The following is a 13,810-nucleotide window of genomic DNA, read 5'->3' as shown; positions in this document are numbered from 1 at the left end:
GCGCTACTCCTCCCTGTACCGGGCATTGTGCTCTCGCCGTGCCCGCCCGTCTCAGGCTGGCGGGCGCGGTGGCTGTGCTCCCAGGTCGGGGACCGGGGCGCTACCTAGGTGCACCTCCAGGTCGTCCGCGCTGGGCGTCCGGGGCCGGCGTGCGGTGGGCCGGTCGAGGTAGAACAGGGCCGTGGAGGCGATGTCGTCGCGCAGCGGCAGGTAGCGCCAGCCGGATCGCCAGCCGAGCGCCTGGATGTCCACGCGCAGCCGCTGCGCGAAGTGGATCGGGTCGACCAGGTGCCAGCGGTACATGCCGAAGCGCTGCTGGCTCGCGTACAGGCCGTCCGGCCGGATCACCTGCGGCATGCCGAGGTACGGCGTGGAGAACTCGGTGTAGCCGCGGCCGGGCACGTCGAAGTTCCATGCCCCGCCGAAGTAGTCCTCAGTGCCGGTGCCGCAGATGGTCGGGTACTGCTCGTCGTCGTCCAGGTAGAACTTGATTTCTCCCTCGCCCCACCAGCCGCTGCTGTTGACGCCCCAGGCCAGGTAGGTCCCGACGTACTGGCCGGTGCCCTCGACCCCCTCGACGATCGTGTGCGGCGTCAGGTACTCCAGCGGATTGCTGCGCCGCCACTGCGCGTGCAGGTACCCGAGGCCGGAGTAGTCGCCTCCGATCTCGTACGTGATCTGGTAGTAGACGCGAACGTCGACAGTGGACAGATTCTCCAGCGTGAGACGGGCACCCTCGCGGAACGGCATCGGCCAGTAGGAGTTGAACCCGCCGTGCGGGTTCGCCGCGATGGTCTGCGAGTTGACCTGTGCGAATTCGCCCCACCCCGAGCAGAAGAAGTCGCCGTAGGGCACCTCGATGGCGGGTTCCTCGGCGCCGTCCCAGTAGGCCCGCAGCAGCAGCGTGCGCCAGTTGTCCTTGTGCGTGGTGACCCAGAAATGAGTGATCTGGCCCGCGCCGGAAATCGTCGCCAGGTCGAAGGTGGCACTGGCCGGGATGTCCACGCTCGGGGAGATCTTCCAGCCCGGCCCCAGATCCCGGGCACAGGCCGCGCCCGTTCCCACGGTGGCACGCCCGCCGCCGCCCGCCGATCCGTCGAAGTTCTCCGGGCTGATCGACCGGGTCTGCACCGATCGCAGTCGAGCGATCGAACCGGGCTCGGGATACACCATTGAGGTCTCCACCAGCGTCGTCGGGGGGCGGACGTGGAGCTTCCAGGTCGCGGGAGCCGCGCCCGCGGGGCCGGATCCTGTGTAATCGATTTCATTAAGGTAGAGTGACTGCGCGGTCGTGTCAATCGCCCGCGGTGCCGGCAATCAAGCCCCTGAGGAAGCGATGGCAACGATCTACGAGGTCGCGTCGATGGCCGGCGTCTCGCCCGCCACGGTTTCGCGAGTGTTCAACGGCCAGAACGTCTCCGCGGACAAGGCCAGACGGGTCCGCAAGGCGGCCAAGGCCCTCTCGTTCACCCCCAGCCGGGTGGCTCGCACCCTGCGGATGCGCAGTTCCCAGGTGATCGCACTGGTCATCCCGGACATCGAGAATCCGTTCTTCACGTCGATGGCGCGCGGTGTCGAGGATGTCGCGCAGGCCGCCGGATACTCGGTGGTGCTGTGCAATTCGGACGAGGACCACGGCAAGGAGGCCCGGTACCTCGACATCGCGGTCGGGGCGGACATGGCCGGCGTCATCCTGGCCGCGGCCGGGGACAACAGCGACGTGAGCGGTCTGATCGCCCGCAACCGGCCGGTGGTGGCGGTGGATCGCAGCCCACACGGCTTCGACATCGACGCCGTGACGGTGGACAACCGCGCGGGCGGACGGGAGGCCACCAGGGCGTTGCTGGATCAGGGATTCACCCGGATCGGCTGCGTCACCGGCCCGGGCGACGTGGAGACGGCGACCGAGCGCGCGGACGGCTGGCGGGACGCGGTCCGGGCCGCCGGAGCGGTCGACGAACGCTACCTGAGGTTCGCCGACTTCCGGGTGGACGGCGGGCACAAGGCCATGCGCGAGTTGCTCGACATGCCGGAGCCACCCGACGCGGTGTTCGTGGCGAACAACCTCATGGGCGTCGGCGCACTGCAGGTTCTCTCACAGCGCGGTGCCATGCCGCCCGCGGTCGGCATGGCGGTCTTCGGCGACCTGCCGTTCGCGGTGATGGCACCGATGGCGATCACCGTCATTCCCTTGCCCGCACGGCATCTGGGCGTCACGGCGGCGAAGCTGCTGCTCGACCGCATCAACGGCGACGACCAGCCTCCCCGCACGGTGGTGCTGCGCAACCACGCCAGCTGACCGGGCGCGTGGCGGCCGCGTCGTCGGCGGCGTTGTCGGCTCTTGACGGGGCGCCGTCGTCGGCGGCTGACGGGGTGCTGTCCGCGATAGCCGGCGCCGTCGTCGGCTGTTGACGGTGAAATCGATTTCTGGAATGGTGTGGCCATGCTGAGCCACGCCGTGATCGGTGTCGACATCGGTACCTTCAGCAAAGGCGCACCGGGCGGCGTGCGGTGAGCACCCGCCTGCTCGGTCCGGACGCCACCGTGGCCGCGTTCCCGCTCGGCGGCATCGGCACCGGGAACGTCTCCGTCGGTGCGCGCGGCGACCTGCGTGACTGGGAACTGGCGAACCGGCCGGACAAGGGCGCGCGGCTGCCGTTCACGTTCTTCGCGATCCGCACCGCACGCGAGGGCGCCGAGCCGGTGACGAAGGTGCTGGAGTCGCGGCTGCCCGGCCCGCACGAGGGCGATCAGGGGTACGACGCGGGACGGTTGGCCGGCCTGCCACGGCTGGACGGCAGCCGCATGCGGGGCGAATATCCGCTGCTGTGCGTCGACTTCGACGACGCGCAGCTGGGTGTCGAGGTGAGTCTCACGGCGTTCACCCCGTTCGTACCCCTGGACGCGGACGCCTCCGGCATCCCCGGTGCGGTACTGCGATACCGGGTCACCAACCCCGGCGCCACGGCGACCGACGTCACGATCGTCGGATCGCTCGCCAATCCGGTCGGGATCACCGGCCGCGACGTCTTCGGATTCCCGACCTACTCCGGCCAGCCGACCAACGCCTGGCGCGACGAGCCCGGCCTGCGCGGCATCGGGTTCGGCACCGACCTGCCGCCCGACGACCTCCGGTTCGGCAGTGCCGCGCTGGCCACGACCGACCCGGCGACCACGGCGAAACCCACCTGGCTGGCCGGGTTCTGGCAGGACGGGGTGCAGGTCTTCTGGGATGACCTGCGGGCAGACGGCCGGCTCGAGGTGGAGACGGAGTTCAGCCTGGACTCCCCACCGTACCCGGACTGGTTCACCCGGCTGCGCGTCGGCTCACTCGGCATCGTCCACCGTCTCGAACCGGGCCGCAGCAGCGCCTTCGAATTCGTCCTCACCTGGCATTTCCCGAACCGGCCCCGGGCCTGGCAGGGCAATATCAACCTGGACAACACCAACGCCGACCGGGTCGTGCGCAACCACTACGCCACCCGCTTCGCCGACGCCTGGGCGGTGGCGAAGCACCTGACCGCGAACCTCGCCGACCTGGAGCGGTCGACCCGGACGTTCCACGCGGCGCTGTTCGGAAGTTCGTTGCCGCGGCAGGTCATCGACGCGGCCACCGCGAACCTCGTGGTGTTGCGCAGCACCACCTGCCTGCGTCTGGAGGGTGGCAGGTTCGCCGCGTGGGAGGGCAGCTTCGACCACAGCGGCAGCTGCGAAGGCACGTGTACGCATGTCTGGAACTACGCGCAAGCCGCGGCCTTCCTCTTCCCGGAGCTGGAGCGCGACGCCCGGCGCACCGAGTTCGTGCACGAGACCCGGCCCGACGGGCGGATGAACTTCCGCGCCAACAGTGTGTTCGGCAACGCCCCCTGGGACTTCCACCCGGCCGTCGACGGCCAGCTCGGCGCGGTGGTCCGGCTGCACCGGGAGTGGCGGTTCAGCGGTGACGACGCGCTTCTGGTCGAGTGCTGGCCGGGGGTGAAGCGGGCCGTCGACTACGCCTTCACGGTCTGGGACAGCGACGGCGACGGTGTGCTGGACAGCCAGCAGCACAACACGTACGACATCGAGTTCCACGGACCCAACTCGCTGGCGAACTCGATGTTCTTCGCCGCGCTGCTGGCCGCCGCCTCGATGGCGGCGCGGCTGGGCGACGACGAGACCGCGACACGGTACCGGGACGCCGCGGCACGCGGCGCGCGGCGGATGGACGCCCTGCTGTTCAACGGCGAGTACTACGAGCAGCGCGTCGACGACGTCGACGAGCGGCGCTACCAGTACGGGACCGGCTGCCTGAGCGACCAGGTCTTCGGGCAGCTACTGGCCCACCTGAGCGGAGTCGGGTACGTGCTGCCCGCCGAGCATGTGCGCAGCGCCGTCACGGCCGTGTACCGGCACAACTTCCGGCCCGACCTCTCCGGCCACCACAGCGTTCAGCGCACCTACGCGCTGGCCGGCGAGGCCGGCCTGGTGCTGTGCTCCTGGCCGCGGGGTGGCCGCCCGCGGATCCCGTTCGTCTACTGCGACGAGGTGTGGACCGGCATCGAGTACCAGGTCGCCACGCACCTGGTCATCGAAGGCCGCGTCGACGAGGCCCTGCGGATCGTCGGCGCGGTCCGGGACCGGCACGACGGGTACCGCCGCAACCCCTGGAACGAAGCCGAATGCGGCAACCACTACGCGCGGTCGCTGGCCAGCTGGGGGCTGGTCGTCGCGCTGACCGGCGCCGACTACGACGCGCCCGCCGGCACCCTGGAGTTCCGGCCACGGCTGGGCGGTGACGACGTGAGGTTGCCGTTCACCACCGGCACCGGGTGGGGCGAGCTGCGCGTGACACCCGCCGGCGCCGAGCTGGAGTTGCTCGGCGGCGCGCTGGACGTCGGCGAGGTGCGCGTGCACCACCCGCGGTGGGGCCGGCTGGTCGCCGGCCCGCTTCGCCTGCTGCCCGACACCGTCTACCGCTTCGCACCGAACAGTCGACCCCTCCGGGAGGACCATCGATGACCTCGTACACCATGCCCACCCCGACCCGGCGACCCGCGTTGCGTGAGGCGACCGCCTACACCGTCGCCAGCGGCGACCTGCGGCCCAGCGCCAACGTGACCTGCTGGCCGGTGCAGCAGCAGCTGGAGACCCACCTCGCGGCCGCGCTGAAGGACCTGGGCTTCTCGGTGCAGCGGGCGCACGACTTCGATCCGGTCAAGGGCCACGGCTTCATCGACAGCCAGCGCTACGGCATCGAGGTCTTCAAGACGATCCCGGTCGACGCGCCGCTGATCGTGGTCGACGCGGTCTGGCAGTACAGCCACCACGTCCTGGCCGGGCTGCGTACCCATCGCGGTCCGATCCTGATCGTCGCCAACTGGTCCGGCGAGTTCCCCGGGCTGGTGGGTCTGCTCAACCTCAGCGCTAGCCTGACCAAGGCCGGCGTCGCGCACTCCACACTGTGGAGCGCCGACTTCACCGACGCGTGGGCACGCGAGGGTCTGCGTACCTGGCTCGCCGAGGGCTCGCTGACCCACGACCTGTCCCACGTGCGCGACCTGCCGGTCCTGGAAGCCACCCGCCCCGAGGTCGAGCTCGGCGTGGCGCTGGCCCAACAGCTGCGCGATGACAAGGCCGTCATCGGCGTCTTCGACGAGGGCTGCATGGGGATGTACAACGCCATCGTCGACGACGAACTACTCAACCCGCTCGGCATTTTCAAGGAGCGGCTGTCGCAGAGCGCGCTCGTGGCCGAGATGAACCGGGTCGGCGACGACGAGGCACAGGCGGTGCGGGAGTGGCTCGATGCCCGCGGCTTCACCTTCCACTTCGGCTCCGACGACGCCAGCGAACTCACCGAAGCCCAGGTGCACAGCCAGTTCAAGATGTACATCGCCGCGCTGCGCATCAGCGACGACTTCGGCCTGGACGCGGTCGGGATCCAGTACCAGCAGGGTCTCAAGGACACCGTTCCGGCCAGCGACCTGGCCGAGGGCCTGCTGAACAACGCGGACCGGCCGCCGGTGTCGACCCGTGACGGCAGCCGGGAACTGTACGCCGGCCGGCCGCTGCCCCACTTCAACGAGGTGGACGAGGGCGTCGCCGTCGATGCCCTGGTCACCAACCGCATCTGGACCGCCATGGGTCTCGATCCGGAGACCACGCTGCACGACATCCGCTGGGGCGACGACTACGACGGCGAGTTCGTCTGGGTCTTTGAGATCTCCGGTGCCGTACCGGCCGCGCACAACGGCGGCTACGACAAGAGCTGGAGCATGCGGCAACCCCCGATGTACTTCCCGCTCGGAGGCGGGACCCTCAGCGGCGTGTCGAAGGCCGGCGAGATCGTCTGGTCGAGGGTGTTCATCATGGACGGTGCGCTGCACGTCGACCTCGGCCGCGGACACGTGGCCGCGCTGCCGCCAGAGGAGACTCGGCGGCGACTCGACGCGACGACGCCGCAGTGGCCGATCATGCACGCGGTACTCCACGGCGTCGGGCGCGACCAGTTGATGGCGCGACACAAGGCCAACCACGTCCAGGTCGCCTACGCCCCCGACGCCCCGAGCGCGGACAACGCACTCGTGGCGAAGGCCGCGTTCTTCCGCGAACTCGGGCTCGCCGTGCACCTGTGCGGCGACGTGAGCGTGCGGTGACGGCGCCCGACGTGGTGTGGGTACGGCCGCCAGGCCGGGTACCGGCCGAATCGCGCTGGGGCCACGCGCGCGGTCTGCAGATCGGTCTGCCGCCGCTGCCCGGTCCGCGTGGCCTGATCAGGGTCTTCGCCCCCTATCTCGGACACCCCTCCGACCGGCTGGTGAACTTCGTCGCGATCGAGCCGACACCGTCCGGGGCGACCGAGCGTGGCCTGTCCGAGCTGGAGTGGAGCGAGCTGGACAACCTGCGGGGCAAGCGGTTCTGGTCGCTGGACGGGCCGCCCACGGGCGCACCGGGCGATCCGTCCAGCCCTGCCGGAGGCGTACTCGACGAGATCGACGGTGTCCAGCGGCTGACCGTCCACATCGGATGTGAACGCTTCGCCAACGGATCCGACGTGTACGTCCGGGCGCGGTTCGTGGCCGACCGGCCGTACGAGGTGGCGCTCGCCGCGTTCCGCCGGGAAACCTCGGTGCCGCTGGACCGGCTGACCCTCACCGCGACCATGGGCAACTACGCCCGCCTGCGCCACCTGCACCTGGCGGACCGGGTCGTGGCATCCGGTGAACTGTGGCCCGGCTTCCACGGCGACGGCTTCACCGCGCATGCCCGGTTCGGACTGCCGGAGCTGGCGCGGGCCGGCGGGGCCGCTGTCGTCACGGCGACGCCGGACGAAGCCGCGCCGGAGGCCGCGACCTACGCGGAGGGCACCCGCGCGCACTGGAAATACACCGGGCGCCGGGCCGTCCAGGGCTGGCGGTGCGACGATCCTCGGCCCGGTCTCGAGGCGCTGGCCAACGGCAGAGCCTGTTACTGGGCGAGCACGTCGCCGATCCCGGGCGGGGTGTCGTTCGAGAACTTCGAGTTCGCCGAGCCGTTCCGGCAGGGCCAGGAGTACGTGTTCAGCGTCGCCCCGCTGGACTGACGGGCGGGGCTGGACCGACGGGCGGGCCGCGTTGACCGGCGAGGCTGGACTGACGGGCGGGGGAGCGGCCGGGTCGGGTCGACCCGCGTGACCGGCGCGAATCCGGACGCGGATCGTCCGGAACTGCCGTTAGCATGGCCGGCATGGCTATCGGGCGCTTCCCCAGCATCGTCATCGACTGTTCCGATCCCGGTGCGGTGGCACGGTTCTACGGTGCGTTGTTCGACTGGAAGGTCGACGTCTCCGACGACTGGGCGGAGGTCCGCGCGGAGTACGGCCAGTGCATCTGCTTCCAACAGGTGGAGGGATACACGCCGCCGGTGTGGCCGACCCAGGAACTGCCCCAGCAGATGCACCTGGACGTGATCGTCGACGACCTCGATGCGGCCGAGGCGGCGGTGCTCGGTCTCGGCGCGACCAAGCACGCGCACCAGCCGGGCACGTCCTTCCGGGTCTTCCTCGACCCGGCGGGGCATCCGTTCTGTCTCTGCGTGAACTGATCCGGGCCACGGGCACGCCGGTCAGGCTCGGACCCCGGCGCGCTTCGCGCGACGCGACGCAGTCTCCCCGGTGCGTTTCGCGCGCCGCGACGCGGCCTGGACCCCGGTGCGCTTCGCGCGCCGTGCGGCGGCGAGGCCGATGCCCAGCCAGACGACATTGAGCGCGGTCGACGGCCAGGCGTGCCGAAACGCACCGTCGACCACGAGCCCGCCGGCACCGGCGAGATTGAGCACCTGATATCGCAGCCCCGCGGTGAGCCGTCCGCTGGACAGTCCGGCGTAGGCGAGCAGGAGGCAGGCCGCGCCGCCCCAGCCGATGGCGTCGGCGAGCAGCATCATCGTGGCACGACGGCGTAGGCCCGCACCGGGAACGTGCCGAAGTCGCGTACCCGCGGCGGTGCCGCGTGGAGGCGAGCGCCGGTGATGGGCAGGTCGGCCAGCCCGGTGAGGTGTTCGAGCACCGGGATGCCGGCGTCGAGCAGGATCGAATGGGCCGGCCGCTGTCCGCCGCTGTCCGTGTCGTCGATGTTGACGCTGTCGATGCCGACCAGCCGGGCGCCTGCCTCGACGAGCAGCCTGGCGCCCGCCTCGGTGAGGAACGGGGCGGGCTGTCCGTACGCCTCCGTGCCCCAGTGCCGGTCCCAGCCGGTATGCAGCAGCACCGCCGCGTCGGCCAGGTCGAGTGCCGCCAGGGCCCGGGGCCCGATGCCGCGCTCGTCGCTGCCGGTCAGGCGCACCACGACCGCGGGCAGGTCCGCGACCGCATCGAGCGGCACCGCGGCGAGGTCGGCGGCGCCGGCGAAGCGGTGGTAGGGGCTGTCGAGGTAGGTACCCGTGTTGCCGACCATGCTGATCCGGTCGATGGCGAATTCGACGCCCGGTGCGTAGTGGTCACGGGATTCCTCGCGGGTCAGGTGCGGGGTGATCTCCGGCCCGGGCAGTCCGGGGTACGTCGGCATGCCAGCGGTGATCACGTGGTTGAGTTCGACCAGGCGGGTCGTCGCCGCCGGCTCGCCGCTGGCCGGCCCGCCGCCGGCCGGTCCGCCGCCGGCCGGTCCGCCGCGCGAGCCCTTGTGTGGCTCGGCCACCACCTCGGATCGGACGATGCGCACCCGGTCGACCATCAACAGGCCGAGATGCCTGACGAGAAGGTCGGCGAGTTGGTCGTCGGTGACTTCGGGGCCGGACAGGTCCAGCCGGAACCCCTGGGTCTGCAAGCCGCCGCCGTTGAGGAAGGCCACTTCGGCGTCGAGGACTGCGCGGTACTCCGTCATGCAGCCATGCTCCATCAGCTCCGCGTTCAGTGGTAGCGGAAACCTCTACACCTCGCATGTAGCATTTCTGAATGCAGATCGACCCCCGGCGACTGGCCGTCCTCGGTGCTGTGGCCAACGCGGGCGGGGTCCTCGCCGCCGCCTCCGTGCTCCACCTGACCCCGTCGGCGGTGTCCCAGCACATCGCGCGCCTGGAAGCCGAGACCGGCGTGGTACTGCTCGACCGGTCACGCCTGGGCGGGCGGCGGGCGGCCGGCCTCACCCCGGCCGGGCGGCTGCTCGCCGCGCACGCCGGGCGCGTCGCCGAGGTCCTCGCCGCCGCCGAGCACGAACTCGCCGCGCTGACCGGGCAGGTCACCGGGCCGGTCAGCGTGGGGGCCTTCCCGACGGCGATCCGGCATCTGGTGGCGCCTGCCGCCGCCGCGATGGCCGCGACCGACCCGAACGTCGAGGTCCACATCCGCCAGATCGAGCCCGGCCCGGGGCTGGCCGCGCTACGGGCCGGCGCTCTCGACCTGCTGATCGTCGAGACCGACCCGGCCGATCCGTCCGCGAAGCCGGCCGGCCTGCACGCGGTACGGCTCCTCGACGACCCTTACCAGATCGTCTTTCCCGGGCAGTGGGCTCCGGTGATCCGCGTCGAAGCCCTGCTGGCCCGACCCTGGATCGACGGGCCGCCGGGCTCCGCCGTGCGCCGCGCGCTCGACCGGATCGCCGCCCACCACGACACCACACTCAACCGCGCACACGAATGCCTGGAGTTTCCCGCGGCTCTCGCCATCGTGGCCGACGGACTCGCCGCAGCCGTGGTTCCGGCCCTCGCTCTGCCGGCGCACGAGCGGGCGTCCGTCGCGGTACTCGACGCGCCCTACGCCGGAGCTCGGCGGATCGACCTGGTTCACCGGCGTGGACGCCACGAGCCGAGCCCGGCCGCCGGCCTGGTCGCTCAGGCGATCACCCTCCGGGCCACCACGTCACTCGCGACGGTCACGCAGCGACGGCATCGATGACCAGCTGACCGCCCCGTCAGGGTCGCCCGAGCCGCTCACCCGGCGTGAGCGCGCACCAGCTCCTGTGCCGCGCGGGCGAGCTTCTCGTCGTGCGGCCGGCCCAGCTTGCGCGCGAGCCCGACGGTCCGGTCGAGCAGCGCCAGCGCCTCGTCGTAGCGGCCCGCGACCCGGCACGTCTCCGCGTAGGTGTACAGGCAGTCGATCTCCAGTTGCACCTCGGCCAGCGGTTCCAGCAGCTCGAAGGCGCGCCGGTGGTGTTCGAGCGCTTCCTCGGGCGAGCCCATGATCCGCAGCGCGACGCCGAGATAGTTGTGGCACCACGCCTGGTTGTGCTGCAGATTGTTCTGCTCGGACAGGCGCAACGCCTCACGCAGCGCCCGCAACGACTCCGCCGGGTCGCGCGACGCCAGCGCGACACCGAGGGCCACCAGCCCGGTGATCTGGGCGGGCCCGCCGGCCAGGGCGATGGACGCCCGGGCGCGCTCGATGGCTTCGTCCGGCCGCCCGAGCTGTAGCGTCACCCATCCGTCGAAGGCCAGCGCCTGGGATTTCCCGGCGCCGTTGCCGGCCTTCTCGAACAGTTCGCGTGCCCGCTGGAACTGCGCCCGCGCGGCGTCCAGCTCGCCGAGATCCCGGCGGGCGAAACCGATGCGCAGAGCGAGACCCGCCGCGAACTCGTCATCATCCGGGCCGGACCGCTCGGCCAGGTGGTAGGCGGAGAGCGCCTCGGTGAGGCGTCCGGCGGCCGCGCGGGCGTAGCCGAGGTCCGCCAGCAGACGGGCCCGCTGCTGGTCGCGCCCGAGGCGTGCGGCAGCCGCCGCGGCGGCTTCGAGCAGGCGCGCCTGGTCGTCGGTGCCGCGGTGGCGGAAGAACCAGACCCGCATGGCCTGCGGCAGTTCGGCCACCACCTCGTCCAGGCCGAGTCGCTCGGCGGCGTCGAAAACCGCGATCAGGTTGACGTACTCGAGGTCGAACCAGGCCATGGCCTCCGCCGGGTTGCCCGGCGAAGGTTCTCCGCGCTGCGGCGAGGGCAGTATCCGATCCTGTGCGACGGCCAGCGCGAGGTAGTGCTTCAGGATCCGGCGCAGGGCGGCCTCGGCCTGTGGCTCCTCGTCGGCCGCGAGGTCCGCCGCGTACTGCCGGATCAGATCGTGCATCCCGTACCGTCCGGGGGAGAGCTCCTGGACCAGGTGGGCGTCGACCAGCTCCTCCAGCATCGCGCCGACCCGGTCGGGCGGCATGTCAGCGAGCGCGCCCGCCGCCGCGGCGTCGAAGTCCGCGCCCGGCAGCACGCCCAACAGCCGGAACACGCGGCGCTGGACCGCGTCGAGCTGCTGCAGCGACATGCCGAACACCGAGTCGAAGCGGCCGGGAGTGGCGCGCAGCCGCTCGGCCAGCACCGCCACCGTCCAGCCTGGACGGTGACGCAGCCGCGCGCCCGCCATGCGCAGCGCCAGCGGGAGCCCGGAGCACTGCCGAAGCACCTGGCCGACCGCTTCCTCTCCGGTGAACTCCAGCCCAGCCGCCCGGCCGAACAGGTGCGCCGCGTCGGCGTCGGCCAGCGGTTCCAGGGACACCGGCGGCACCCCGTCCAGGCTGACCAGCCGGTTGCGGCTGGTGATCAGGACCGCGGACTTCCCCGCGCCGGGCAGCAGCGGGCGTACCTGCTCCGCGTCGACTGCGTTGTCGAGCACGACGAGCGCCCGCCGCCCCGACAGCTCCGACCGCCAGAGCGCCGCGCGGTCGGCGGTGTCGGCCGGGGGATGCGTGACGCCCACCGCGCCCAGAAGCCGGAACAGGGCCGCGTGCGGCTCCAGCGGCTGCTGGCCCGGGGTGAAGCCGTGCAGGTCGAGGTAGAGCCCGCCGTCCGGATACACCGAGGCGAGCCGGTGCGCGACGCGCACCGCGAGGCTGGTCTTGCCCACGCCCGCCATGCCGTCGATCGCAGCCGCGCCGGCCGTGTTCAACAGGTCTTCGACCAGCGCGGACTCCGCCTCCCGACCGGTGAAGTCGAACAGGTCGGCCGGCAGGTCGTTGCGCCGCGGGGCGGGTGCGACGCCCGCTTTGTCCGCCTCGGCCCACACCGCCCGCAGCGGCCGGGGGTCGCGGCCGACGGCCCGGCACAGTGCCACGACAGCCTCCCACGGCGGCACGAGCCGGCCGGTCAGGTATCGGGACAGCGACGAGCTGCTCAGCCCTGCCTCGCGGGCAAGGGCGCGCAGGCTGAGCCCGCTCAGCTCCTTGATCCGGACGAGCTGAGCCACCAGTCGCTCCTGGGGGCTGGGCACCTGAAACACGGTACCGTCCCGCTTTCCGCGACTGGATCGGTACGACGTTTGTGCTGGTAGACCGGGTTCTCTGTGTCCCACGGTGTCCCACGGACGGCGCGGGGGACGGCGTGCCGATGATCGGATCGCTCCTGTCAGGAACACGGACGACGGAGGAGAAGGAATGTCCACTGAGCGCATGCCGAACCCGGCGGTTCTGATCCCCGAGGCGATGGAGGCCCTGATGGCCCTCAACAAGGCCGTCGCCGGCGCCGGAGTGGACGGGAAGCTGCTGGCGCTGAGCCACCTGCGCACCAGCCAGATCAACGGCTGCGGGCCCTGTGTGGCCGGAGGGGTGCACCAGGCCCAGCAGCACGGCGCGACCGCGGATCAGGTGCACGCCGTCGCCGCGTGGCGGGAGACGCCATGGTTCAGCGATGAGGAACGCGCCGCGCTGGCCCTCACCGAGGCGGTCACCCGGCTCGCCGACCGGCCCGACGCGGTGCCGGACCAGGTGTGGGACCTGGCAGCCAAGCACTTCGACCAGAAGGAGCTGGCCGCGCTGCTGCTCAACATCGCGATCACCAACGCCTTCAACCGGCTCAACGTGTCGACGCGCCAGCAAGCGGGCAAATGGTGATATCCCGGACAGCGTTCGAAGATCAATACCGACCAGACCACAGCCGCACGCAGAGAGAGGTAGTTGCCATGCCGACCACGAAGAACACCACCGCCGCGAAAAGCCAGAAGCACGACGGTTTCACCGATGAGGAGCGCGGCGCGATGAAGGAGCGCGCCAAGGAGCTGAAGAGTGCCCGGCGGGGCGCGAAGACCGACACGGAGGGCGAGGTACTGGCGAAGATCGCCGAGATGGCGAAGCCCGACCGGGTACTCGCCGAGCGGGTGCACGCCCTGATCAAGAAGAATGCGCCCGTTCTCACCCCGAAGCTGTGGTACGGGATGCCCGCGTACGCCCGCGACGGCAAGGTGGTCTGCCACTTCCAGCCCGCGACGAAGTTCAAGACGCGGTACGCGACGCTCGGCTTCAGCGACGAAGCGAAACTCGATGAGGGTGCCGTGTGGCCGACCTCGTACGCCCTGACCGAGCTGGCCGCCGGCGACGAGGCGAGGATCGCCGCGCTGGTGAAGCAGGCGGTGAGCTGAGCGCCCGAGCCACGCGGTCGATGTCGCCGGC

12 protein-coding genes are annotated in these 13,810 nt (G+C 71.3%); 8 read left to right on the top strand and 4 right to left on the bottom strand.

Features of this window, described 5'->3' with window-relative positions; translation table 11 throughout:
- Window positions 1–51 precede the first annotated feature (51 nt).
- Window positions 52–1,173 (bottom strand): glycoside hydrolase family 172 protein, encoded by a 1,122-nt coding sequence (locus tag Raf01_RS37925; protein ID WP_203922928.1) that lies wholly within the window; start codon window positions 1,171–1,173, stop codon window positions 52–54.
- Between the two features lie 163 nt (window positions 1,174–1,336).
- On the opposite strand from Raf01_RS37925, the gene Raf01_RS37920 reads away from it, so the two are divergent.
- The 5 genes from Raf01_RS37920 to Raf01_RS37900 all read left to right on the top strand — a co-directional run bounded on the left by Raf01_RS37920 (window position 1,337) and on the right by Raf01_RS37900 (window position 8,064).
- On the top strand, window positions 1,337–2,299 hold the full coding sequence (locus Raf01_RS37920) for a LacI family DNA-binding transcriptional regulator (RefSeq protein ID WP_203922927.1): 963 nt from the start codon (window positions 1,337–1,339) through the stop codon (window positions 2,297–2,299).
- A gap of 212 nt (window positions 2,300–2,511) precedes the next feature.
- A complete protein-coding gene (locus Raf01_RS37915) occupies window positions 2,512–5,001 on the top strand; it encodes a GH116 family glycosyl-hydrolase (RefSeq protein WP_203922926.1) in 2,490 nt (829 codons plus the stop codon).
- Entirely contained in the window at window positions 4,998–6,638 is a 1,641-nt protein-coding gene (locus Raf01_RS37910) for a fucose isomerase (protein WP_203922925.1), read from the top strand. The genes Raf01_RS37915 and Raf01_RS37910 overlap by 4 nt, the downstream gene beginning before the upstream one ends.
- The gene (locus Raf01_RS37905; protein ID WP_203922924.1) at window positions 6,635–7,564 is read left to right on the top strand and encodes a hypothetical protein; all 930 of its coding nucleotides are present in this window, start codon (window positions 6,635–6,637) and stop codon (window positions 7,562–7,564) included. Before Raf01_RS37910 ends, Raf01_RS37905 begins: the two co-directional genes overlap by 4 nt.
- 143 nt (window positions 7,565–7,707) lie before the next feature.
- Window positions 7,708–8,064 (top strand): VOC family protein, encoded by a 357-nt coding sequence (locus Raf01_RS37900; protein ID WP_203922923.1) that lies wholly within the window; start codon window positions 7,708–7,710, stop codon window positions 8,062–8,064.
- A 21-nt stretch (window positions 8,065–8,085) separates the two neighbouring features.
- On the opposite strand, the gene Raf01_RS37895 is transcribed toward Raf01_RS37900, so the two are convergent.
- Window positions 8,086–8,403: a CBU_0592 family membrane protein gene (locus Raf01_RS37895; RefSeq protein WP_203922922.1), complete on the bottom strand. Its 318-nt coding sequence runs from the start codon at window positions 8,401–8,403 to the stop codon at window positions 8,086–8,088.
- The gene (locus tag Raf01_RS37890) at window positions 8,400–9,338 is read right to left on the bottom strand and encodes a cyclase family protein (RefSeq protein WP_203922921.1); all 939 of its coding nucleotides are present in this window, start codon (window positions 9,336–9,338) and stop codon (window positions 8,400–8,402) included. The genes Raf01_RS37895 and Raf01_RS37890 overlap by 4 nt, the downstream gene beginning before the upstream one ends.
- Window positions 9,339–9,409: 71 nt before the next feature.
- On the opposite strand from Raf01_RS37890, the gene Raf01_RS37885 reads away from it, so the two are divergent.
- A complete protein-coding gene (locus Raf01_RS37885; RefSeq protein ID WP_203922920.1) occupies window positions 9,410–10,348 on the top strand; it encodes a LysR family transcriptional regulator in 939 nt (312 codons plus the stop codon).
- Between the two features lie 35 nt (window positions 10,349–10,383).
- Here the strand turns inward: Raf01_RS37885 and Raf01_RS37880 are convergent, their stop codons facing one another.
- Complete coding sequence (locus Raf01_RS37880) at window positions 10,384–12,636, bottom strand: ATP-binding protein (protein ID WP_239134282.1); 2,253 nt, start codon at window positions 12,634–12,636, stop codon at window positions 10,384–10,386.
- A 163-nt stretch (window positions 12,637–12,799) separates the two neighbouring features.
- On the opposite strand from Raf01_RS37880, the gene Raf01_RS37875 reads away from it, so the two are divergent.
- Window positions 12,800–13,255 carry a carboxymuconolactone decarboxylase family protein gene (locus Raf01_RS37875; RefSeq protein WP_203922918.1) on the top strand — a complete coding sequence of 152 codons (456 nt, stop codon included), beginning with the start codon at window positions 12,800–12,802 and terminating at the stop codon, window positions 13,253–13,255.
- A gap of 68 nt (window positions 13,256–13,323) precedes the next feature.
- Window positions 13,324–13,779 carry an iron chaperone gene (locus Raf01_RS37870; protein WP_203922917.1) on the top strand — a complete coding sequence of 152 codons (456 nt, stop codon included), beginning with the start codon at window positions 13,324–13,326 and terminating at the stop codon, window positions 13,777–13,779.
- Window positions 13,780–13,810: the final 31 nt, after the last annotated feature.

The organism is Rugosimonospora africana (assembly GCF_016862975.1).
Taxonomy (GTDB): Bacteria; Actinomycetota; Actinomycetes; order Mycobacteriales; family Micromonosporaceae; genus Rugosimonospora; species Rugosimonospora africana.
The sequence above is the reverse complement of the archived record's forward strand: the minus strand, read 5'-3'. Positions and strand labels throughout refer to the sequence as shown.